This is a genomic window from Cupriavidus taiwanensis (genome assembly GCF_900250075.1).
In the GTDB taxonomy this organism is placed as follows: domain Bacteria; phylum Pseudomonadota; class Gammaproteobacteria; order Burkholderiales; family Burkholderiaceae; genus Cupriavidus; species Cupriavidus taiwanensis_C.
Genome location: NZ_LT977071.1, coordinates 1,199,298 through 1,220,017, shown reverse-complemented (window position 1 = coordinate 1,220,017; position 20,720 = coordinate 1,199,298). Strand labels below are relative to the sequence as shown.

Below are 20,720 nucleotides of genomic sequence, written 5' to 3'. Positions count from 1 at the left end.
CGGGCGCTCATTGCGCGATCTCCCAGGCGAGCTTGCTGCTGGCCAGTTCCACCGCCGCGGCCAGACCCGCGCTGTCGGGACCGCTGCCGCGCAGCACGCCCAGGTAATCCTTGTTGGAGTTGGTCAGCTGGATGGCGTCGCCCACCTTGCGCAGGGGCTGGTAGGTCAGCCGGAGTCCGTTGCCCTCATGCTGGCTGTGTGCCGGCGCGTGCCGCAGCGTGCCTTCTGCCTGCGCAGTGAAATAGCGGATCCACGCCGCCCGCCTCGGCACTTCGAGCGCGGGCAGCGCCTCGCCCAGGTGCAGCCGCAAGACCTGTTCGAACAGCGGGAACTGCAGGGTGTCGGACAGCAGGAACTCGCGGTAGTCGCCGATGCTGCGGTAGTTGATCTCGATCAGCCGCGGGCCTTTCGCGGTCAGCACGTATTCGGTATGGCAGGCGCCGAAGCCGATGCCGAAGCGGCGGATGGTGTCCAGCACCTCGGCTTCGACCGAGGCCGGCAGGCCGGTGCCCCATACCGCTTCCATCTCAACGAAGTACGGCGGCGGCGACAGGGTCACGCGGAAGCCGCCCAGCGCGCGCAGCTCCTTGCCATCGCCCAGCGTTTCCAGCGTGTACAGCGGGCCCTCCAGGTATTCCTCCAGCAGCAATACCTGGCCCGGGTGCCGCGCCCAGATCGCGCCGCAATGCTCGGCCAGCTCGGCGTGGCTGCGCGCCAGGCTGACCTGCTGGCTGGCCACGCCTTCGCGCGGCTTGACGATGCACGGCATCGGCACGTCGGCCAGCGCGGCCAGGCTGGCGCTGTCGCAAACGACGGCGTGCCAGAGCGTGTCGATTCCCGACTCTGCCAGGCGCCGCCGCATCTCGGCCTTGTTCTTGGCGGCATAGGCGGTGCGCCAGTCCTTGCCGGGCAGGCCAAAGTACGCCGAGGCGATCGCCGTGGCCGCCTGCAGGTGATCGCTATTCGAAAACACGGCTGCGGGCTTGCCGCCGCGGCGCGTGATGGCATCGATCACCGCCAGCGGGTTGAAGACATCGCACGGGACGATGTCGTCCGGGTAGGCGGGCAGGCCGGCGCCGGCAAAGTGTGCGCGATGGGCATCGGCACAATCCGTCAATAAGACGACGGCGCGCCCGAGCGCGCGTGCCGCCGGCAGGAATCCTTCGTTGACGGCGGGGGTCGGTACGTGAGCGAGTACGAAAATCTCTTGCATGAGTCGGGTCTCAGGTGGATGTGCGGGGGAGCGCAATGAGCAATGCAGGGGATACGAAGCAGCCGAATCATGCTAATGCGACTCATTCTCATGCTCAACTCGGTGAACGCCTGTCAGGGACATCTGCCATGGCCACTCCGGCCGTTTGTTCCGTATTCGCGTGTCATACACAGCACATCATCCAGGGCCGGGACATATGTCCGGCAGCCACTTTGTGCTAGTAGAGCCACTTATCAAGGCGGTTTCGCCACTACGGGTCTTGGCCTGTTATTGAGAATCAGTTACATTACGCGTCCGCCGTGATGCTCGTTTTTTCCCAGCCGGCTTGTCATGGCTGGCCCGAGACCGAACGCCTATGCCCCCAAAGTTCCTGCTCATGCTTGCCGTCTTCCCGCTTTATCAGGCATGGGACCTGTACCAGCTGGTCAGCAGCGGGCCGTCGTTCCACTTCTATGCCGAAACCGCCGCGACGCTTGCGTTCCTGGTGATCCTCGGCATCGTGATCGGCGAGCGCCGACGCGCCTTGCACGCGTTCGAAACGCTCAAGCATTCAGCCGATGCCGCAGTGCGCGCCGCGGCCGAACGCGACGCGGCCGCGCAACGGTCCACACGCGACTTTCTGCAATCGATGCAGGAGCAGTTCGAGCGCTGGGGCCTGACTCCGGCCGAAAGGGACGTCGCGCTACTGCTGGTCAAGGGCCTGTCTCTGGAAGAAATCGCCGGGGTGCGCGAGACCGGGGCCAAGACCGTGCGGCAGCACGCCGCCAATCTTTATGCCAAGGCCAAGGTGAACGGGCGCCATCAGCTGGCGGCCTTCTTCTTCGAAGACCTGTTGGCGCCGCGTCCCGGTAGTGGATCGTAGGTCGATCACATCGGCGCGTCTGGCCTGGCCAGGCCTTGCCTACACCGCGGCCAGCAAGTCGTCCGTATGCACCATCAGTTCACGGACTTGCCGCAGCGTCGCGTACTGGTCGAGCACGGCACGCCAGCCGGGCGCTTCCAGCAGCGCATGCCAGACCGGCTCAAGCGCGCGCGCGTCCGCAGGCGGTGTCGCCGTCAGCGCCGCGGCGAAATCGAGCGTCGGCGTTGCCGACAGCAATTGCATCCGGCTCGCGGCGCCGAGCAGGCGTGGGGTCGGCTCGGCAGGGGCGTCGCAGCAATAGAGCACCGTGCGGGACAGCGCAGAGGGAGCCGAGGGCAGGGCGCACAGCGCGGCGCCGCGCAGCGGCACCGTGCCTTGCCGGGTCGCAAACGGATAAACGACGTCCTTGTCCGCATGCGCAAGCAGTCGCAAGCCGCGCAGCAGCCGCGGAAAATCCGTAGTCGCAGCATCGACGGAGGCCTTGACTTCGACCAGCAGGCACACATCCCAGGCCGGCGTGCCGGCGGCGGTGTCTTCTGTTGCGGCAGATCGCCGGAGCAGCACCACATCCCATTCGCTTTTGGCGTGCTGATGCGCGGCCGGGATCGCGGCCGGTACGCGCATCGACGTCACCACGCGGTAGGGTGCCGATGCACCCGCCGCGGCGTTAAGCCGCTGCGCCAACGCCTCGAGCGCCCGCGCGGCCAGCGCCTCGGCGGCATCGCCACGCTGCCGCGAGGACCGTCCCTGCGCGACGGCGGAAGCGCTGCCCGAACGTGGACCGTATCGTTCCCACAGCGTCCGGTATTCCACGACGAGCGCGTTCGACGCCAGCGCATCAAGGCGCTGCAGACGCGCCAGCGCCGGGTGTTCCAGCAGTTGGGCCAGGCCGCGTGCTTGCGGTGGTTCGCCCGCCACGGCGGGCGTGTGCGCCATCTCCAGCAGTCGCTGGACGGTGTCGTGGAGTTCGTTCCAGGCTTGGGCACCGGCGCACGCATGCAGCCGCGCCAGCGCCTCGCGTTGCGGGCCTGGGCCGAGGCCTTGCTGCTTGCCGGGATGCGCGACCGCATTGACGGCGGCGCGGACGGCGCGGCGGTCCTGGTCCGCGCGCGCTGACAGCGACGCGTACTCCCGCACCGGCGCGGCCCGATGCCGCAGCACCATCGCCTGGAACACCGGATCGCCGCCATCCGCGCGCATCGCTTCCCGCACCATGCGCGCGAGCGCGCCGGTAAAGCGGTCTTTCAAGGCTGCATCCGGCGTCTGGCGACGCGCCAGCGCGGCGCGGGCCTGTTCGATCACGAGTGCGAGCGTCGTCGCCGGGCTGGCATCCAGGGGCGGCACGGAGGCATCGTCAAGTTCGGGCAGGCAATAGCGGCGCGGAACGGCGCCCAGCGCCGCATCGAGCAAGGCATGTGGTGACAGCGGAGGCTTGTCCATATCCCAGGGGGCGTGGCATGAATCAGGCCTGAAGTCTCCGGCAATCCGGGGCCGGTTGTCCATCGGAGCGGGTTGGCGGGGGCGGTTCCAGCGTTTCCTCCGGGCGGCGCCGAATGACCTGGCAGGGATCACCCGGATGCCAATCCGAAAGGCCGCCCGCCATCCCAACTGCCTTATTCCAGGCGAAAGCCGGTCTGCTTGATGGCCAGCGCCCATTTCTTCTGCTCGGCGGCCATGAAGGTAGCGAACTGGTCCGGAGAGCTGCTGCTGGCCGGGTCGTAGCCCTTGCCGGCGAGTTGCTGGCGCACGCCGGGCGCATTCAGTGCCTTCTCGATTTCCTTGCCCAGCAGCGCGACGATCTCCTTCGGCGTGCCGGCGGGCGCCACCAGGCCGTACCACTCGCTTGCCTCGATGCCAGGGAAGCCGGCCTCGGCCATGGTCGGGATGTCAGGGAACAGCGGCAGGCGCTGCTTGCTTGCCACGGCAATCCCCTTGAGCTGGCCGCCCTTCACGAAGGGCATTACCGCCGGCACGCCGTGGAACATCATCTGGATGTGGCCGCCGACCATGTCGGTCAGGGCCTGCGGGCCGCCCTTGTAGGGAGCGTGGACGATGTTGACGTGGGCCATCTCCTTGAACACCTCGCTCACCACGTTCTGCTGGGTCCCGGGGCCGACCGATGCATAGCTCAGCTTGCCGGGCTCGGCTTTCGCCCGTGCCACCAGTTCCTTGACCGAGCCGGCCACCGATGGATTGACCACCAGCATGTAGGGCGAGCTCGCCATCAGTCCCAGCGGCGCGAAATCCTTGCCCAGGTCGAACGGCAGGTTCTTCTGCAGGCTGGCATTGATGGCCATGGGCGCGCTGGCCACCAGCAGCGTGTAGCCATCGGGCACGGCCTTGGCGCCCATGCCGGCGCCGATGTTCCCGGTGGCGCCCGGCCGGTTGTCGACCACGAACTGCTGGCCGAGGCTCGCGCTCATCTTCTCGGCCACGGTCCGGGTCACGGTATCGACGCCACCGCCGGCCGGCCACGGCACGATGATGCGCACGGGGCGGTTCGGGTAGCCACCCTGGGCCAGCGCGCTGGCGGCGCAGGCGGCAAGAGCAATGGCACCCAGGGCGTGTCCGACGCGATGCAGTGTGGATTTCATGGTTTGTCTCCTTGTTTGCTCTGATGGTCCCCGCGCCGCCACGGGCGGGGCCTCTACACCATTTATCTTCAGGCAGCCACGGCGGGCCCGCTTGCCTCGTGCCGGACCTCGCCGCTCTCCCATTGCGCCATCAGCCGGTCCCAGCGGGTGCGCACGGCGGCCAGGTTGCGCACCTTGACGTGGCCATAGCCGCGGATCTCCATCGGCAGGCGCGCGATCTCGAGCGCCAGGTCCAGGTTCTGCGCGGAGAGTTTCTGCAGCAGTCCCTCGATGCAACGGCGGTATTCGGCGATCAGCGCACGCTCTGCCTTGCGCTCGGCGGTATAGCCGAACGGGTCGAGTGCCGTGCCGCGCAGCCCGCGGAAGCGGGCCAGCACCCCGAAGGCCGTGCGCATCCACGGGCCGTAGGCGCCCTTGAGGGGTTGCCCGTCCTGGTTCTTCCTGGCGAACAGGGGCGGCGCGAGGTGGTGCACCAGGCGGACCTTGCCTTCGAACATCGACTCGATCTGCTTGCGGAATGCGGCGCCGGTGTGCAGGCGGGCCACCTCGTACTCGTCCTTGTAGGCCATCAGCTTGAACAGCGAGCGCGCCACGGCTTCGGTCATGCGGGTGCCGCCAACAACCGATTCCGCCATTTTCACGCGGCCGACAAACGACTCGTATTGCGCCGCATAAGCCCGGTTCTGGTAGCCGGTTAGAAACTCGGCGTGCTGCTTCAGCAGTTCCTCCACGGGCAGCTTGCGCACGAACTGGATCACCTGTGCGTCGGCGGCGCGCACCGGGACGCGTGACATGTCGTGCGCGCACATCCGGCCCCATTCGAACGCGGCCTGGTTGCTGTCCACCTGCACGCCGTTGAGCTCGATGGCACGCATCAGCGCGGCATGCGACAGCGGCACGCGTCCCTTCTGCCAGGCGTAGCCCAGCATCATCAGGTTGGCGTAGATGGACTGACCCATCACGCCCTTTGCCACCTGTTCGGCGTCAAAGCTGCCAAGCTGGCCGTTGCCGACAGCCTGCGCGATGCGGCCCACGGCCTCCGCGGTCTGTGCGTCCCAGTCCGGATTGCGCACAAAGGCGGCGGTGGGGGTGACATGGCTGTTGAGCACGACATAGGTGCGCCCAGGCGACATGGCGGCAAGCGTCGCCTTGCTGGCTGCCACCACCGTGTCGCAGCCAATCACCAGGTCGGCCATCGCGATATCCACCCGGCTGGCATGCAGGGCATCCGGGCTGGCAGCGATCTGGATGTGGCTCCAGGTGGAACCGCCCATCTGTGCCATGCCGGTGGCGTCCTGGGTGATGACGCCTTTGCCTTCGAGGTGCGCGGCCATGCCAAGCACGCCGCCGATCGTCACGATGCCGGTACCGCCGATGCCCGCCACGACGATGCGTCGCGGCGTCGCCGCGTCGGGCAGGGCGGGCATCGGGATGTCGCCCGGCGCCGGATGGCGCGTGGCTGCTGTCGACGGCTGCCTGAGCTGGCCGCCCTCGACGGTGACGAAGCTGGGGCAGAAGCCCTTGGTACAGGAGAAATCCTTGTTGCAGGTATCCTGGTTGATCTTGCGCTTGCGGCCGAATTCCGTCTCCACCGGCTGCACGGCCAGGCAGTTGCTCTCCACCGAGCAGTCGCCGCAGCCTTCGCACACCAGTTCATTGATGACCACGCGCTTGGCGGGATCGGCCATGGTGCCGCGCTTGCGCTCGCGGCGCTTCTTGGTGGCGCAGGCCTGGTCGTAGATGATCGCCGTGACGCCGCTGACGTCGCGCAGTTCGCGCTGTACGGCATCGAGTTCGTCGCGGTGGCGCACCGTGACCCCCGTTGCCAGGTTGGCGACACCCTTGTACTTGTCCGGTTCATCCGTGACCACCACGATCTGCCTGGCGCCCTCGGCGGCCAGCTCGCGCGACATCGCTGGCACGTCAAGCTGCCCGTCCACCGGCTGGCCACCGGTCATCGCCACGGCGCTGTTGAACAGGATCTTGTAGGTCATGTTCACGCCGGCATGGATGGACTGGCGCACCGCCAGCAGGCCGGAGTGGTTGTAGGTGCCGTCGCCCAGGTTGGCGAACATGTGGTTGCGCTTGCTGAAGGGTGCCTGGCCCATCCAGTGCACGCCTTCGCCGCCCATCTGCGACCACGAGGTGGTGGAACGGTCCATCCACACGACCATGCCGTGGCAGCCGATGCCCGCCGTCGCGACCGAGCCTTCCGGCACGCGGGTGCTGGTGTTGTGCGGGCAGCCCGGGCAGAACCATGGCAGGCGGTCGGTGCCGCGCGAGTCGCCCTGGGCGGTGGCGCGTTCCCTGGCCTCGATTTCCTTCAGGCGCACGTCCATGCGCGCCGCCACATCGGCCGGCACGCCGAGCAGCCTGAGGCGCTGGGCGATGGCCTTGGCCACCAGTGCCGGCGACAGGTCGGCCTTGGCGCGCAGCAGCCAGTCCTCGGCCGGCCGTGGATGGCTCCATTCGCCGCCCACGCCGTCGGTGTGGTGGTACTTGCCGAAGACGGCCGGGCGAGCGGCGGGGGGATAGTGGTACAGCTCGTCCTTGAGCTGCTGCTCGATCAGGGGGCGCTTTTCCTCCACCACCAGCACTTCGCGCAGGCCGTGCGCGAACTCGCGCACGCTGAGCGATTCCAGCGGCCACACCACGCTGACCTTGTGGACCCGGATGCCGAGCGCGCGACAGGCGGCGTTATCGAGCCCGAGGTCAAGCAGGGCCTGGCGCGTATCGCTGTAGGCCTTGCCGCTGGCAATGATGCCCAGCCGGTCGTTGGGGCCCTCGACCACGTTGCGGTTCAGGCGGTTGCTGCGCACATAGGCGAGTGCCGCCGGCCACTTGAACTCCATCATGCGCGCCTCGGCCGCGAGCGGATCGTCCGGCCAGCGGATATGCAGGCCGCCCGCGGGCATCGTGAAGTCTTCCGGCAGCAGGATGCGGACCCGGTCCGAGTCGGTGACCACCGAGGCGCCCGATTCCACCACCTCCTGCACGGTCTTCATGCCGGACCACAGGCCGCTGAACCGGCTCATGGCGAAGGCATGCACGCCGAGGTCCAGGATGTCCTGCACGTTGGACGGAAAGAACACCGGCAGGCCGCACGCGATCAGGGTGTGGTCGCTCTGGTGCGCCAGCGTGCTGCTCTTGGACACGTGGTCGTCGCCGGCCAGCGCGATCACGCCGCCCAGCCGCGAGGTGCCAGCCAGGTTGGCGTGCTTGAGCGCATCGCCGCTGCGGTCGACGCCGGGGCCCTTGCCGTACCAGATGCCGAACACGCCGTCGTACTTCTTGCTGGCCGCATCGAAGTCGAGTTGCTGCGATCCCCACACGGCGGTCACGCCAAGCTCTTCGTTGACGCCGGGCTTGAAGACCACATGGTTGTCGGCGAGATACTTCTTTGCCTGCCACATGGCCTGGTCATAGGTGCCTAGCGGCGAGCCGCGGTAGCCGGAAATGAAGGCCGCGGTGTTGTGGCCCGCCATCGTGTCGCGCCGCCGCTGCAGCAGTGGCAGCCGCACCAGGGCCTGCACGCCGCTCATGTAGGCGCGGCCGGATTCCAGCGCGTACTTGTCGTCGATCGACACTGCTTCCATGGCCTGCCGGGCTGCGTCGGGGAGTATTGGAGCGTTCATGGGACGGAATCAGCCAGTATGGGGTTGCGTAGGGGCGGCCGGCGCCTGCCGGTGGCCCGGTTCTCTGTGATGTTGTCGTGGATTCGGCTAGGCCGGGAACGGGATGGCGAGCTGCCTGCCCAGCGCGGTCAGCTCGCAGGCGATGGCGTCGGGCAACGCGATGCCGTGCTCGCGCCCGTCAAGTTCGAGGGCATTGCCGCGATGGCCCGGAAGCCTTGCATCGCCGCCGCCGGCGGCAAGGTAGTTGCCGCTCCAATGGGCCATGTAGTCGGCAAATATGCGCTGGCCGGCGAAGGCATCGGGCCTGACGAGCCAGACAAAGCCGCCCTGGCGGCCGACGGCGCCGGCACTGCCGACGTGATTGCGCTCGGGGGAGAGCGAGTCGGCGGTGGCGGTGAGGGCGCCTGCCAGGCACTCCACCATCATGGCAATGCCGATGCCCTTGTGCCCCCCTGTGGGCAGCAGCGAGCCGGCCAGCGCACGCTGTGCATCGGTGGTTGGCTGGCCCTCGGCGTCGAGCGCCCAGCCCTCGGGAATGGCTTTGCCCTCGCGGGCGGCCAGCAGGATATGGCCGCGCGCGGCGACACTGCAGGCCACGTCGAACACGATGGGTGCATGGCCAGGCAGGGGGCAGCCGAAGGCGATGGGGTTGTGGCCGATGGCCGGGCGGGCGAAGCCCTGCATGCCCAGCACGGGCGGCGTGCGCTGACCGACCAGGCAGAACGCGCCCGCCTCGGCGGCCAGCAGGGCATGGATGCCCAGCGCGCCGAGGTGGCCGCACGACTGCACCGCAACCAGCACGGATGCGCTCGATGCCAGCGCCTCCAGGCCAAGCTGCACCGCGTGCGGCCCGGCGATCTGGCCCATGGCGCCGTCCGCGTCCAGCACGATGCCGCCGGCGAAGCTGCGGTGAGACATCGCGGCGCTCGGGTTAAAGTCGCCGGCACGCAGACGCTCGACATACGAGGGCACGCGCGTCATGCCATGGGTCTTGTAGCCGCGCAGCTCGCTGCGAACCAGCACGGTGGCGGCCTGGAGGGCATGCTCGCGCGCCACGCCGCACGCTTCGAAAACAGCAGACGTCCAGCGCTCCAGGCCCTGTACGCTCCATCGCTTGGTCATGAGGACTTCTCCCGCACGATCATCAGCCGCTCTGAAAAGGGGGCGGCGTAGACCGACTGGTAGTAAAGCGGCTGGTCGCGCAGCGTATAGCCGCGCAGTTCCATGATAAAGGCCGGCGCGTCGGCTTTCAGCCCGATCTCGCGCGCCGCCGTGGCAGGCGCCGGGCCGAAGCGGATCCACTGGTCCACGCGCAAGGTCGGCAGCGACAGCCGCTGGCCGATCAGTTCGCGCAGGTTCTTCTCCAGCGCGTCGCGGTCCAGGCCGCCGAGCTGGGCGAAGTCCTCGTCGCGCAGCCAGAACTCGCTGTACAGGTCCAGGCGCCCGCCCACGCTGATCACGCGCTCGATGCGCACCCAGCCATCGCCGCCGAGGAACTCGGACCATGGCCCCGGGCGCTTGATGCGCTTGACAGAGCGGGCGTGCACGTAGGACGGCAGCTCGTTGCCCTGCTCGTCGCGAAAGCGCAGGTAGCGCACATCCGCGGGCGCCACGCGGGTGCCGGAAACAAAGGTACCCCGCCCCTGCTCGCGCGTGATCAGTCCGGAGTGCTTCAGCCGGATCAGCACCTTCTGGATGGTGCCCACACTCACGCCGTGCATGGCGGCCAGCTCGCCTTCTGACGGCAGGCGGTCACCCTCGCGCAGTGCGCCGGATTCGATGGAGCGGATGATCGCGTCGGAGACGCTGTTAAGTTTGGTCATGGTTGCTCAGAGGCTCAGTGCGAATCGACTGATCGCGGTCTCCCGGATATCGAGCACCTCGCTGGTCAGCCGCGTGCCGGATGCGACGTCCGTCGCATAGCCGTACAGCCGTTCGCCGAGGTCGGAGATCTTCTCTCCGCGTTGCAGGACGCCGCTGACGTCGAAGTCAATGTTGTCGGCCATGGTGTGCAGGGTATTGACGTTGCCGCACACCTTGACCGTCGGTGCCACCATGCTGCCGATCGGATTGCCCACCCCCGTGCCGAAGAAGGTCAGCTGGCATCCGCCGGCAGCCAGCGCAGTGAGATTTTCCACGGCCGCGGCCGGTGCGTCCATGAAATGCAGGCCTTTCTGCTGCGGTGCCTCGCCGTAGCGCAGCACGCCCACCAGCGGGCTGGTGCCGGCCTTGGCCATGGCGCCCAGCGCCTTTTCTTCGACGGTGGTCAGGCCGCCGCGCTTGTTGTCGGGCGAAGGCTGGTCCTCGCGCATGTCGACGCCGCGCGAGATGGCCAGATTCTCCATGTTGCGCACGGCGGTGACGAAGGCCTCGCGCACACGCCCGTCTGCGGCGCGTTCCGCGAACAGGTGATCGGCGCCGATGAACTCCGACGTTTCCGAGATGATCACGGTCCCGCCCTCGGCGATCAGCATGTCGGCCATGCGGCCGATCACCGGGTTGCAGCTCAGGCCCGAGGTGGTATCGGACCCGCCGCACTCCACGCCGATCACCAGCGACGACACCGGGCATGGCACGCGGCGCGCGCGGGACGCGGCCAGGACAAGTCGTGTGGCCTTGCGGGTGCCGTCGGCAATGCAGTCAACGGTGCCGTTGGGCTGCAAGTGCACGCGCTCGACCGGCTTGCCGCTGAGCTGGATGCGGCGCGCCACTTCTTCGGTCGACGACGGCTCCAGGCCCACCAGCAGCACCGCGGCGACGTTGGGGTTGCGCCCCAGGCCGGCCAGCGACTCGAAGGCGAAGTCCAGGTCGGCGCCGAACTGCCCGCGCACGAACAGCGTGGTGACGGGAATGCAGCCACCCACTGTGCGGGCAATGGTGCGGGTCACCGGATTGCAGTTGTCCATCACGGAGACCACGGCGACCCAGTTGCGCACCCCGACCGCGCCGTTCTCGCGCGGGTATCCGAGGAAGGTTGTTGCCATCTGCATTACCCCTTGTGCAGGTCGCCGCGGGCGCGCGCCGACTCGATGTTGTGAACATGCATGTGTTCGCCGGCGCGCACAGCGCGGCTGGCGCGGCCGATGACCTGGCCGTACTTCAGGATGGTTTGTCCCGCTACCGTGTCGGCGATGCAGATCTTGTGGCCGAACGGCACGTCCTGCAGCAGCACCAGCCTGCCTTGCCGCTCGCCTTCGAGCGCACAGGATTCGCCGGCTTCGCCGGCGTCCAGCAGGGTGGCCACATTGTCGGCGGGGTTCAGTACGATGGCTCGTGGCATTTCGATCAACTCCTGTATAGGTGTTGGGATCCAATGTAGAAAGACTACGGGTTGATGGTCAAGCGAAAATCTGGCTTATCAGCGAAAACCACTACTCCCCAAGCGTAAGTCCTATATAGAAGTTTGTTGACATCGATGCGGCCGCTGTCTATCGTCCTGACAACGGCGATGTTGTCAGCGCCGGAACATCGACGCTGTGAATCAACGGAGAAAGCCGACATGAAGGTCATGTCACACAAGGAGAAGATCGCGAAGTTGCAGGCCCTGCGCGCGCGCCTGGACCCGCTGGAGGATTTCGGGCTGTGGTTCTGGGCCGGCATGACGGCCGGTACCCATGCCGTCAATGCAGCACTGCACGAGGCCCGCATCACGCTGGACGACGACTGCTTCCCGACGCAACCGGGCGTGTACCTGGTGCCTCAGCCCGACGGCAGCCTCAAGGCGGCGTTGCGGCCGCTGGGCGACGTCCTGCATGTCGGCCGCCCGAAAGTGGAGGGGCCGGTGCCTGCTGATATCGCCGAAATGATGGAGGCGATGGAGCACATCGAGCACCACCGGGATCCTTGCCTGCGCGAGGGGCTGGCGCCGACTGCCGACATTGCGGCGGGTTGTGACGCCGCGCTGCGCCGTTGCCTTGACCTGCTGGAGGCGCGCCTGGAGGGGAATTGCCATGGACATTGAACAGCACATGGCAATGGCGTGCAGCATCGAGGCATCGCTGCGCAAGTGCACCAGCGCGGACTACGAGATGACCATCGAGGGCGCGATGCTGGCCGGCACGCACTGGCTCAACGCGCTGCTGCACAAGCTCGGCGCCACGTCGCGGCAGGCGGATGTGTTCCACACGTACCTGTTGACGGTCAATGAATTCCGGCGGCTCGCGGTAGCGGCGGAAAGACCGATGCAGGCGCTGGCTGCGATCGAAGATGCCCGCGCGCCATTCGTGCGCGGCAACCACCCCGGCGGCGAAGCGGCCGCCGAACGCGCGCTGGAACTGTTGTCGCTGATCCGTGCGACGGCGCAGTGCGCGGTCCAGGCTTTCGCGCAAGACGCAGACGCAGCAAGCAACACGTAGAAAGACAGGAAAAGGAGACAGCAGTGAAGGCAGTCCGTGTAGTGCCGGGCCCCGAGGGCGGCAAGGTCGAAGTGCAGGATATCCCCGTGCCGGCGGCGGCAGCGGGGCAGGTACTGGTGAGGGTGCGCGCGGCGGGCCTGAACCGTGGCGAAATCAACCAGGCGAAGGAGCTACGGTCGGGCAACACCATCACGACCGGCGTCGAGTTTGCCGGCGAGGTGGCGGAAGTCGGCGAGGGTGTCAACGGCTGGCGCGTGGGCGACCGCGTGATGGGCCATGGCCGCGGCTGCCAGGCGGAGTACGTGGTGGCCGATCCGATGGCGCTGATCCCGGTGCCGGATGGCCTGTCGTGGATCGATGCCGCGGCGTTCCCGAACGTCTTTATCACTGCGCATGACGCACTGGTTACGAACGGCCGCCTGGTGGCCGGCGAGGCGGTACTGGTCAACGGCGCCTCGGGCGGCGTGGCGATGGCGGCGATCCAGATCGCCTCGCTGATGGGTGCGCGGCCCGTGATCGCGTCGTCGCGCTCGGCCGCCAAGCTGGACAAGATCAGCCAGTTCGGCGTGGACGTCGGCATCGATGCGTCGTGCGAAGACCAGGTCGAGGCGGTCATGGCAGCCACCGGCAACAAGGGTGTCGACATCATCATCGACACGGTAGGCGGTCCGGTATTCGAAGCCAATATGCAAAGCCTCGCGGTCAAGGGCCGCCTGGTAAACATCGCGCGGCTGGGTTCCGCGACCGCGCAGATCGACCTGACGCAGCTCTGGCTCAAGCGCCTGCAGCTGATTGGCGTGACCTTCCGCACCCGCACTGAACAGGAGCGGCTGGAGTGCATCCAGGCCTGCGCCCGCGACATGCTGCCATTGTTGCGCGCGGGCCGCGTGCGGCTGCCGATCGACCGGACCTTTGCCATGACCGACATCGACGCTGCCCACGCATACATGAAGCAAGACCAGCACGTCGGCAAGATCGTATTGCTGATCGACTGAATCCACAGAGAAGCCTGAGACAAGAGGAGACATGATGACAATCCAGATCAAGCCGCTGACCGGCTCCGTGGCGGCAGCCGTGACCGGTATCGACCTGAACCAGCCGCTCGACGATGCCAGCTTCGAGACCCTGCACCGAGCCTTCCTCGCGTATGGCGTGCTGGTGTTCCGCGACCAGCATCTTCAGCCTGCGGCCCAGGTCGCGTTTGCCAGGCGTTGGGGCAAGCCGGTGCAGGGCAACCCGTTGCTGAAGGGTCTGACAGAGTTCCCGGAACTGGCCCAGGTCACCAAAATCCCGAAGGAAACCGCCTCGACCGAGGCCTGGCATTCGGACTCGATCTATACCGAGGTGCCGCCCAAGATCTCGATCCTCTCGGCAGTGACCATCCCCGTCGGCGGCGACACCATGTGGTGCAACCAGTATGTCTCGTACGACCGCCTGTCGCCGGCGATGCAGCGCATGATCGAAGGGCTGCGGGCCCGGTTCTCTGGCGCGCGGCTGGCCAAGATGACTGGTTCGGACAAGGTCCCCACGGCGGTCCACCCGATCGTGCGCACGCACCCGGAGACGGGGCGCAAGGCGCTCTATGTAGGCCACCCGGATACCGCGCAGTGCATCGAAGGCATGACCGAGGCGGAGAGCCGTCCGCTGCTCGACTTCCTGTATGAGCACTCGGTGACGCCGGACAACGTCTACCGCCATATGTGGCAACAGGGCGATGTACTGATGTGGGACAACCGCTGCACCATGCACTATGCCGTACATGACTACGGCAACGCCGAGCGGGTACTGAACCGCGTCACGCTGGAAGGGGAAGTGCCCCGCTGAGGCGTACCGCCAATACCGGCGCCCTTTGCCTGAGATCCGGCAGGTGGCGCCCGGCACCAAGGGCCTGTCCGGCTTGCGGACGGGACCAAACGGAGACTGATATGCAGATAGGGATCCCGACTGAGACGCGGGCGGGGGAAGCGCGTGTTGCCGCGACACCGGAGACCGTCAAGAAGTACGTCGCCCAGGGCCACAAGGTGGTGGTGCAGGCCGGCGCCGGCCTGAACGCCAGCCAGCCCGACAGCGCGTATGAGGCGGTCGGCGCCACCATCGGCAGCGCCGCCGACGCGCTCGGCGCGCAGATGGTGCTCAAGGTGCGCGCACCCGATGCCGCCGAACTGGCGCAGATGAAGCCCGGCGCGGTGCTGGTGGGCATGCTCAATCCCTTCGATGCCGAGAACAACGCGCGCATGTCCGCCGCGAACATCACCGCCTTCGCGCTCGAAGCCGCGCCGCGCACCACGCGCGCGCAGAGCATGGACGTGCTGTCGTCGCAGGCCAATATCGCCGGCTACAAGGCCGTGCTGGTGGCCGCGCACCACTACCAGCGCTTCATGCCGATGCTGATGACCGCCGCCGGCACCGTCAAGGCCGCGCGCGTGCTGATCCTGGGCGCCGGCGTCGCCGGCCTGCAGGCCATCGCCACCGCCAAGCGCCTGGGCGCGGTGATCGAGGCGTCCGACGTGCGCCCCGCGGTCAAGGAGCAGATCGAATCGCTCGGCGGCAAGTTCCTCGACGTGCCGTTCCTGACCGACGAAGAGCGCGAGATCGCGCAGGGCGTGGGCGGCTACGCGCGCCCGATGCCGCCGGACTGGATGAAGCGCCAGGCCGAGCTGGTGCACCAGCGCGCGCTCCAGGCCGACATCGTCATCACCACCGCGCTGATCCCGGGCCGCAAGGCGCCGGTGCTGCTGCAGGAAGCGACCGTGCGGCAGATGAAGCCGGGCTCGGTGGTGGTCGACCTGGCCGCCGCGCAGGGTGGCAACTGCCCACTGACGGTGGCCGACCAGGTGGTCAACCACAACGGCGTGATCCTGATCGGACATACCAACCTGGCCAGCATGGTCGCGGCCGACGCCTCGGCGCTCTATGCCCGCAACGTGCTGGACTTCCTCAAGCTGGTCGTCGACAAGGACGGCCAGTTCACGCTCAACCTCGAAGACGACATCGTCGCCGCCTGCCTGATGACGGGACGCAAGCAAGCGGCGCTGGCCGGCTGATGCAAGGAGACCTCAATGGAAATGGTTAGCCACACGGTGATCAACCTGATCATCTTTGTCCTGGCGATCTACGTGGGCTACCACGTGGTCTGGACCGTTACCCCCGCGCTGCATACGCCGTTGATGGCGGTGACCAATGCCATCTCGGCCATCATCATCGTCGGCGCCATGCTGGCCGCCGGCCTGACCGAGGGCTATGTTGGCCGCGCAATGGGCACGCTGGCGGTGGCGCTGGCGGCGGTCAATGTGTTCGGCGGCTTCCTGGTCACCCAGCGCATGCTGGAGATGTTCAGGAAGAAGGCACCCAAGGCGCAGGCTGAAGCAATTGGGCAGCCTGGCGGCAAACTGTCGGAGGTAGCGCAATGAACGGCCTGTCGATGAATCTGGTGACGCTGTCTTACCTGGGCGCGTCGGTCTGCTTTATCCAGGCGCTCAAGGGGCTGTCACACCCGACCACCGCGCGGCGCGGCAACGGCTTCGGCATGGCCGGCATGGCGGTGGCGGCACTCACCACGGTGGCGCTGATCTTCAAGCTGAAGAGCGAGCTGCTGTCCGGCCAGGCGGATGCATCAGCGCCCGGCACCGGCCTGGCGCTGATACTGGCCGCGCTGGTGGTGGGCGGCGGCATTGGCGCCTACGTGGCCAGGAAAGTGCAGATGACCAAGATGCCCGAGCTGGTGGCGGCGATGCACTCGCTCATCGGCCTGGCGGCGGTGTTTATTTCGGTGGCGGCAGTGGCGGAGCCCGCCGCGTTCGGCATCACCGCTGCCGGTTCGCGTGATATCCCGCTCGGCAACCGGATCGAGCTGTTCATTGGCTGCTTTGTCGGCGCGATCACGTTCTCGGGCTCGGTGATCGCCTTCGGCAAGCTGGCCGGGCGCTACAAGTTCCGCCTGTTCCAGGGCGCGCCGGTGGTGTTCGCCGGCCAGCACGTGCTGAACCTGGCGCTGGCGGTGGCCATGGTGGGCTTCGGCATCGCCTTCTTCATGACGCAGGAATGGCTGCCGTTCCTGGTGATGCTGGCAATTGCCTTCGTGCTGGGCGTGCTGATCATCATCCCGATCGGCGGCGCCGACATGCCGGTGGTGGTGTCGATGCTGAACTCGTACTCTGGCTGGGCGGCGGCGGGCATCGGCTTCTCGCTGAACAACCCGATGCTGATCATCGCCGGCTCGCTGGTGGGTTCGTCCGGTGCCATCCTCTCGTACATCATGTGCAAGGCGATGAACCGCTCGTTCTTCAACGTGATCCTGGGCGGCTTCGGCAGCGATGCCACGGCCGCAAGCGGGCCGGCAGCGCAGGCGCAGCGCAACGTCAAGTCGGGTTCGGCCGATGACGCCGCCTTCCTGATGGGCAATGCGGAGACGGTCATCATTGTGCCTGGCTACGGCCTGGCGGTGGCGCGCGCCCAACACGCGCTCAAGGAGCTGACCGAAGCCCTCACGGAAAAGGGCGTAACCGTGAAATACGCGATCCACCCGGTGGCGGGCCGCATGCCGGGCCACATGAACGTGCTGCTGGCCGAGGCCGAGGTGCCGTACGACCAGGTCTTCGAGATGGAAGACATCAACAGCGAGTTCGGCCAGGCCGACGTGGTGCTGGTGCTGGGCGCCAACGACGTGGTCAACCCGGCGGCCAAAACCGATCCCAAGTCGCCGATCGCCGGCATGCCGATCCTGGAGGCGTACAAGGCCAAGACCATCATCGTCAACAAGCGCTCGATGGCCGCCGGCTACGCCGGCCTGGACAACGAGCTGTTCTACATGGACAAGACCATGATGGTGTTCGGCGACGCCAAGAAGGTGGTCGAGGACATGCTCAAGGCCGCCTGAGCCGCAGCATTCGCAGCAATACAGAGGAGACAAGCAATGAACCAGCAAGGACGCGAGCTCGGCCTGTTTGCCGATCTGGACGGCAAGGTAGCGCTGGTAACCGGGGCCTTTGGCGGCCTGGGCCTGCACTTTGCGCAGACGCTGGCGCGCGCAGGCTGCAAGGTGGCACTGGCTGGCCGGCGCGTGGCCGAAGGCGAGGCCGTGCTGGCCGACCTGCGCAGACAGGGCGGGCAAGGCTGCGTGGTGCCGCTCGACGTCAGGGATCCGGCATCGGTCGGTGCCGCGTTCCAGGCGGCGCACCGGCAGCTGGGACCGGTCCAGGTAGTCGTCAACAGCGCCGGCATCGCCACCACCGGGCCGGCCATGAAGGTAGAGGAGGGCGCCTGGCAAAGCGTGATCGACACCAACCTGAACGGCGCCTGGCGCGTGGCGCAGTGCGCGGCGCGGATGATGCGCGCAGCCGGCGGCGGCAGCATTGTCAATATCGCGTCGATCCTCGGCCTGCGCGTGGCGCAGCAGGTGCCCGCATACACCGCCGCGAAGGCAGGCCTGATCCACCTGACGCGCTCGCTGGCGCTGGAATGGGCGCGTTACGGCATCCGCGTCAACGCGCTGGCGCCGGGCTACTTCGAGACCGACATCAACCGCAGCTTCTTCGAGAGCGACAGCGGCCGGGCCATGATCGCGCGCATTCCGCAGCGCCGGCTCGGCCAGCCCGGCCAGCTCGATGGCGCGCTGCTGTTGCTGGCCTCGGATGCGTCCGACTACATGACGGGCACGGTCCTGCCGGTTGACGGCGGCCACTCCATCAACTCGCTCTGAGACAAATACCCATGTTCACTCCCTGTCCCACCGAACGCAGCCGGGCCATCGCCGATCGGGTCGAGTCCTTTGTGCGCAAGGTCGTCGCGCCCTACGAGCGCGACCCCCGTTACGGTGCGCATGGCCCGTCGGCGGACCTCGTCGACGAACTGCGCGCCAAGGCGCGCGAGGCGGGCGTCATGACGCCGCACATCCTCGATGACGGCAGCCACCTGACGCAGCTGGAGACCGCAGCCGTGCTCAAGCGCTCCGGGCTGTCGCCGCTGGGTCCTGTGGCCGTCAATACCATGGCCCCCGACGAGGGCAATATGTTCCTGCTCGGCAAGGTCGCCACCCCGGAACAGAAGCGGCGCTTCCTCGACCAGCTTGTCAGTGGCGCAACCCGCTCGGCCTTCTTCATGACCGAGCCAGCCGAGGATGGCGGCGCCGGCTCGGATCCGTCAATGCTGCAGACCACCGCGGTGAAGCGGGGCGACGAGTGGGTCATCAACGGGCGCAAGATGTTCATCACTGGCGCGGAAGGGGCTTCGGTCGGCATTGTGATGGCGCGCACGGGCGAGGACGGCAAGGTGCAGTCCACCATGTTCCTGGTGGACCTGCCCGATCCCGCGATTCGGATCGAGCGTGTGCTGGACACCATCGACAACTCGATGCCCGGCGGGCATGCCCTGATCGTCATCGACAATCTGCGGGTGCCGGCCAGCCAGGTGCTTGGCGAGATCAACGAAGGCTTCCGCTATGCTCAGGTCAGGTTGTCGCCAGCCCGGCTTTCGCATTGCATGCGCTGGCACGGCTGCGCCACGCGTGCGCATGAGATCGCCACGGCCTATGCGACCACGCGCAAGGCATTTGGCAAGCTGCTGATCGACCATGAAGGCGTAGGATTCATGCTGGCCGAGAACCTGATCGACCTGCAGCAGGCGGCATTGATGATCGACTGGTGCGCCGGCGTGCTCGATGGCGGTGCCGTGGGGACCAACGAGAGCTCGATGACCAAGGTGGCGGTGTCCGAGGCGGTGTTCCGCGTGGCCGACCGTTGCGTGCAGATCATGGGCGGCTCGGGGGTATCGCGCGACTCCATCGTCGAGCAGGTGTTCCGTGAAGTCCGCGCCTTCCGCATCTACGACGGCCCCACCGAGGTACACAAATGGTCGCTGGCAAAGATGATCAAGCGCAAGACCCTGAGCGGGGAGGCGAGCCATGGCTAGCGCGCAAGCGTTCGCCGGCACAGGGCCGGTGCGCGACCAGCATCGCTTCGACCAGGCTGCGCTGGAGCGCTGGATGGCGCGTAACGTGGCGGGATACGCCGGACCGCTGACGATCGACCAGTTCAAGGGCGGGCAGTCCAATCCTACCTATCGCCTGCGTACGCCCGGGCGCAGCTATGTGCTGCGACGCAAGCCCCCCGGCGAGCTGATCAAAGGCGCCCACGCCGTGGAACGCGAAGCCAGGGTGATGGCGGCGCTGGGCCAGGCGGGCTTTCCGGTACCCCGGATCCACGGGCTCTGCACCGACGATGCGGTGATCGGCAGTTGGTTCTTCGTGATGGATCTCGTCGAGGGCCGGATCTTCTGGGATGCCGGTTTTTCCGAGGTGGCGCCGGGCGAGCGTGCGGCCTACATGGACGCCATGAACGCCACGCTGGCCAGCCTCCACACCATCGATCCGGCTGCCATCGGCCTGGGCGACTACGGCAAGCCTGGCGGCTACGTTGCCCGTCAGGTCGCGCGCTGGTCGGACCAGTACCGCAGCGACGAGCTGGCCGGCCGGCATCCTGCGATGGACCAACTGGTCGACTGGCTGCCCCGGCATCTGCCCGGCGCCGATGAGGTTGCCATCACCCACGGCGATTTCCGCGCCGACAACCTGATCTTCCATCCCACTGAGCCGCGGGTGCTGGCGGTGCTGGACTGGGAACTGTCGACGCTGGGCGATCCGCTTGCCGACTTTGCCTATCACGCCATGATGTTCCGCATGCCGCCCGATATCCTGGGCGGCATCGCGGGGCGGGACCTGGCGGCAGCGGGATTGCCCGACGAGGCCGTCTATGTCGAAGCCTACTGCCGCCGCACCGGGCGCCAGGGCATTGGCAACCTGGATTTCTACATCGCTTTCAACATGTTCCGCTTCGCAGCGATTCTCCATGGCATCAAGGCCCGCGCCGCACGCGGCACGGCGTCCAGCGCCGACGCGCGTGCCATGGGCGAGCGCTTCGCGCGGGTGGCTGATCTTGCTTGGATACAGGCGCAGCGCGTTATGGGTTGAGCGGGGGGTATGAGGGTCTATGGTGGCTGCCGAACTGCTGGCAGCCAGCTACGAAATCTACTTGATTTGACATAACACTTATTATGCGAAACGTAGCT

19 protein-coding genes are annotated in these 20,720 nt (G+C 67.2%); 11 read left to right on the top strand and 8 right to left on the bottom strand.

Going from position 1 to position 20,720, the window contains the following annotated elements; all coding sequences use genetic code 11:
* Nucleotides 1-7 precede the first annotated feature (7 nt).
* Entirely contained in the window at nucleotides 8-1,213 is a 1,206-nt protein-coding gene (locus CBM2588_RS21905) for an ATP-grasp domain-containing protein (protein WP_115682457.1), read from the bottom strand.
* Nucleotides 1,214-1,589: 376 nt separating this feature from the next.
* Here CBM2588_RS21905 and CBM2588_RS21900 point away from each other — a divergent pair, with 376 nt between their 5' ends.
* Nucleotides 1,590-2,075 (top strand): helix-turn-helix transcriptional regulator, encoded by a 486-nt coding sequence (locus CBM2588_RS21900; RefSeq protein WP_231942232.1) that lies wholly within the window; start codon nucleotides 1,590-1,592, stop codon nucleotides 2,073-2,075.
* Nucleotides 2,076-2,114: 39 nt separating this feature from the next.
* Here the strand turns inward: CBM2588_RS21900 and CBM2588_RS21895 are convergent, their stop codons facing one another.
* From CBM2588_RS21895 to CBM2588_RS21865, 7 genes are all read right to left on the bottom strand, one after another.
* Nucleotides 2,115-3,515 carry a 3-deoxy-D-arabino-heptulosonate 7-phosphate synthase gene (locus tag CBM2588_RS21895; protein WP_115682455.1) on the bottom strand — a complete coding sequence of 467 codons (1,401 nt, stop codon included), beginning with the start codon at nucleotides 3,513-3,515 and terminating at the stop codon, nucleotides 2,115-2,117.
* A 173-nt stretch (nucleotides 3,516-3,688) separates the two neighbouring features.
* The gene (locus tag CBM2588_RS21890; RefSeq protein ID WP_115682454.1) at nucleotides 3,689-4,669 is read right to left on the bottom strand and encodes a tripartite tricarboxylate transporter substrate binding protein; all 981 of its coding nucleotides are present in this window, start codon (nucleotides 4,667-4,669) and stop codon (nucleotides 3,689-3,691) included.
* Between the two features lie 68 nt (nucleotides 4,670-4,737).
* A complete protein-coding gene (locus tag CBM2588_RS21885; RefSeq protein WP_115682453.1) occupies nucleotides 4,738-8,304 on the bottom strand; it encodes an indolepyruvate ferredoxin oxidoreductase family protein in 3,567 nt (1,188 codons plus the stop codon).
* An 87-nt stretch (nucleotides 8,305-8,391) separates the two neighbouring features.
* On the bottom strand, nucleotides 8,392-9,426 hold the full coding sequence (locus CBM2588_RS21880) for an Ldh family oxidoreductase (RefSeq protein ID WP_115682452.1): 1,035 nt from the start codon (nucleotides 9,424-9,426) through the stop codon (nucleotides 8,392-8,394).
* Nucleotides 9,423-10,127, bottom strand: a complete 705-nt coding sequence (locus tag CBM2588_RS21875; protein WP_115682451.1) for a GntR family transcriptional regulator — start codon at nucleotides 10,125-10,127, stop codon at nucleotides 9,423-9,425. Before CBM2588_RS21875 ends, CBM2588_RS21880 begins: the two co-directional genes overlap by 4 nt.
* Nucleotides 10,128-10,133: 6 nt before the next feature.
* Nucleotides 10,134-11,288 (bottom strand): UxaA family hydrolase, encoded by a 1,155-nt coding sequence (locus CBM2588_RS21870; protein WP_115683687.1) that lies wholly within the window; start codon nucleotides 11,286-11,288, stop codon nucleotides 10,134-10,136.
* Between the two features lie 5 nt (nucleotides 11,289-11,293).
* Complete coding sequence (locus CBM2588_RS21865; protein WP_115682450.1) at nucleotides 11,294-11,584, bottom strand: UxaA family hydrolase; 291 nt, start codon at nucleotides 11,582-11,584, stop codon at nucleotides 11,294-11,296.
* A 219-nt stretch (nucleotides 11,585-11,803) separates the two neighbouring features.
* Between CBM2588_RS21865 and CBM2588_RS21860 the strand changes: the two genes are divergently transcribed.
* The 10 genes from CBM2588_RS21860 (at nucleotide 11,804) to CBM2588_RS21815 (ending at nucleotide 20,622) form a co-directional block, all read left to right on the top strand.
* Complete coding sequence (locus CBM2588_RS21860) at nucleotides 11,804-12,265, top strand: hypothetical protein (protein WP_115682449.1); 462 nt, start codon at nucleotides 11,804-11,806, stop codon at nucleotides 12,263-12,265.
* Nucleotides 12,255-12,659, top strand: coding sequence for a hypothetical protein (locus CBM2588_RS21855; RefSeq protein ID WP_115682448.1), 405 nt, complete (start codon nucleotides 12,255-12,257; stop codon nucleotides 12,657-12,659). The genes CBM2588_RS21860 and CBM2588_RS21855 overlap by 11 nt, the downstream gene beginning before the upstream one ends.
* Nucleotides 12,660-12,682: 23 nt before the next feature.
* Entirely contained in the window at nucleotides 12,683-13,654 is a 972-nt protein-coding gene (locus CBM2588_RS21850; RefSeq protein ID WP_115682447.1) for a zinc-binding dehydrogenase, read from the top strand.
* Between the two features lie 34 nt (nucleotides 13,655-13,688).
* Entirely contained in the window at nucleotides 13,689-14,483 is a 795-nt protein-coding gene (locus CBM2588_RS21845; protein WP_115682446.1) for a TauD/TfdA dioxygenase family protein, read from the top strand.
* Between the two features lie 101 nt (nucleotides 14,484-14,584).
* On the top strand, nucleotides 14,585-15,703 hold the full coding sequence (locus tag CBM2588_RS21840; RefSeq protein WP_115682445.1) for a Re/Si-specific NAD(P)(+) transhydrogenase subunit alpha: 1,119 nt from the start codon (nucleotides 14,585-14,587) through the stop codon (nucleotides 15,701-15,703).
* A gap of 15 nt (nucleotides 15,704-15,718) precedes the next feature.
* Entirely contained in the window at nucleotides 15,719-16,069 is a 351-nt protein-coding gene (locus CBM2588_RS21835) for an NAD(P) transhydrogenase subunit alpha (RefSeq protein WP_115682444.1), read from the top strand.
* On the top strand, nucleotides 16,066-17,535 hold the full coding sequence (locus tag CBM2588_RS21830) for an NAD(P)(+) transhydrogenase (Re/Si-specific) subunit beta (RefSeq protein ID WP_115682443.1): 1,470 nt from the start codon (nucleotides 16,066-16,068) through the stop codon (nucleotides 17,533-17,535). The genes CBM2588_RS21835 and CBM2588_RS21830 overlap by 4 nt, the downstream gene beginning before the upstream one ends.
* Before the next feature lie 36 nt (nucleotides 17,536-17,571).
* Nucleotides 17,572-18,357, top strand: coding sequence for an SDR family NAD(P)-dependent oxidoreductase (locus CBM2588_RS21825; RefSeq protein ID WP_115682442.1), 786 nt, complete (start codon nucleotides 17,572-17,574; stop codon nucleotides 18,355-18,357).
* Nucleotides 18,358-18,368: 11 nt separating this feature from the next.
* Nucleotides 18,369-19,565 (top strand): acyl-CoA dehydrogenase family protein, encoded by a 1,197-nt coding sequence (locus CBM2588_RS21820; RefSeq protein WP_115682441.1) that lies wholly within the window; start codon nucleotides 18,369-18,371, stop codon nucleotides 19,563-19,565.
* Nucleotides 19,558-20,622, top strand: coding sequence for a phosphotransferase (locus CBM2588_RS21815; RefSeq protein WP_115682440.1), 1,065 nt, complete (start codon nucleotides 19,558-19,560; stop codon nucleotides 20,620-20,622). The genes CBM2588_RS21820 and CBM2588_RS21815 overlap by 8 nt, the downstream gene beginning before the upstream one ends.
* Nucleotides 20,623-20,720 lie beyond the last annotated feature (98 nt).

What these genes read in the sequence shown, in the direction of transcription:
- CBM2588_RS21890 (WP_115682454.1), bottom strand. Translation starts at nt 4,669, where the DNA reads ATGAAATCCACACTGCATCGCGTCGGACACGCCCTGGGTGCCATTGCT.
- CBM2588_RS21845 (WP_115682446.1), top strand. Translation starts at nt 13,689, where the DNA reads ATGACAATCCAGATCAAGCCGCTGACCGGCTCCGTGGCGGCAGCCGTG.
- CBM2588_RS21860 (WP_115682449.1), top strand. Translation starts at nt 11,804, where the DNA reads ATGAAGGTCATGTCACACAAGGAGAAGATCGCGAAGTTGCAGGCCCTG.
- CBM2588_RS21880 (WP_115682452.1), bottom strand. Translation starts at nt 9,426, where the DNA reads ATGACCAAGCGATGGAGCGTACAGGGCCTGGAGCGCTGGACGTCTGCT.
- CBM2588_RS21830 (WP_115682443.1), top strand. Translation starts at nt 16,066, where the DNA reads ATGAACGGCCTGTCGATGAATCTGGTGACGCTGTCTTACCTGGGCGCG.
- CBM2588_RS21815 (WP_115682440.1), top strand. Translation starts at nt 19,558, where the DNA reads ATGGCTAGCGCGCAAGCGTTCGCCGGCACAGGGCCGGTGCGCGACCAG.
- CBM2588_RS21885 (WP_115682453.1), bottom strand. Translation starts at nt 8,304, where the DNA reads ATGAACGCTCCAATACTCCCCGACGCAGCCCGGCAGGCCATGGAAGCA.
- CBM2588_RS21870 (WP_115683687.1), bottom strand. Translation starts at nt 11,288, where the DNA reads ATGGCAACAACCTTCCTCGGATACCCGCGCGAGAACGGCGCGGTCGGG.
- CBM2588_RS21820 (WP_115682441.1), top strand. Translation starts at nt 18,369, where the DNA reads ATGTTCACTCCCTGTCCCACCGAACGCAGCCGGGCCATCGCCGATCGG.
- CBM2588_RS21835 (WP_115682444.1), top strand. Translation starts at nt 15,719, where the DNA reads ATGGAAATGGTTAGCCACACGGTGATCAACCTGATCATCTTTGTCCTG.
- CBM2588_RS21865 (WP_115682450.1), bottom strand. Translation starts at nt 11,584, where the DNA reads ATGCCACGAGCCATCGTACTGAACCCCGCCGACAATGTGGCCACCCTG.
- CBM2588_RS21900 (WP_231942232.1), top strand. Translation starts at nt 1,590, where the DNA reads ATGCTTGCCGTCTTCCCGCTTTATCAGGCATGGGACCTGTACCAGCTG.
- CBM2588_RS21855 (WP_115682448.1), top strand. Translation starts at nt 12,255, where the DNA reads ATGGACATTGAACAGCACATGGCAATGGCGTGCAGCATCGAGGCATCG.
- CBM2588_RS21895 (WP_115682455.1), bottom strand. Translation starts at nt 3,515, where the DNA reads ATGGACAAGCCTCCGCTGTCACCACATGCCTTGCTCGATGCGGCGCTG.
- CBM2588_RS21840 (WP_115682445.1), top strand. Translation starts at nt 14,585, where the DNA reads ATGCAGATAGGGATCCCGACTGAGACGCGGGCGGGGGAAGCGCGTGTT.
- CBM2588_RS21875 (WP_115682451.1), bottom strand. Translation starts at nt 10,127, where the DNA reads ATGACCAAACTTAACAGCGTCTCCGACGCGATCATCCGCTCCATCGAA.
- CBM2588_RS21825 (WP_115682442.1), top strand. Translation starts at nt 17,572, where the DNA reads ATGAACCAGCAAGGACGCGAGCTCGGCCTGTTTGCCGATCTGGACGGC.
- CBM2588_RS21905 (WP_115682457.1), bottom strand. Translation starts at nt 1,213, where the DNA reads ATGCAAGAGATTTTCGTACTCGCTCACGTACCGACCCCCGCCGTCAAC.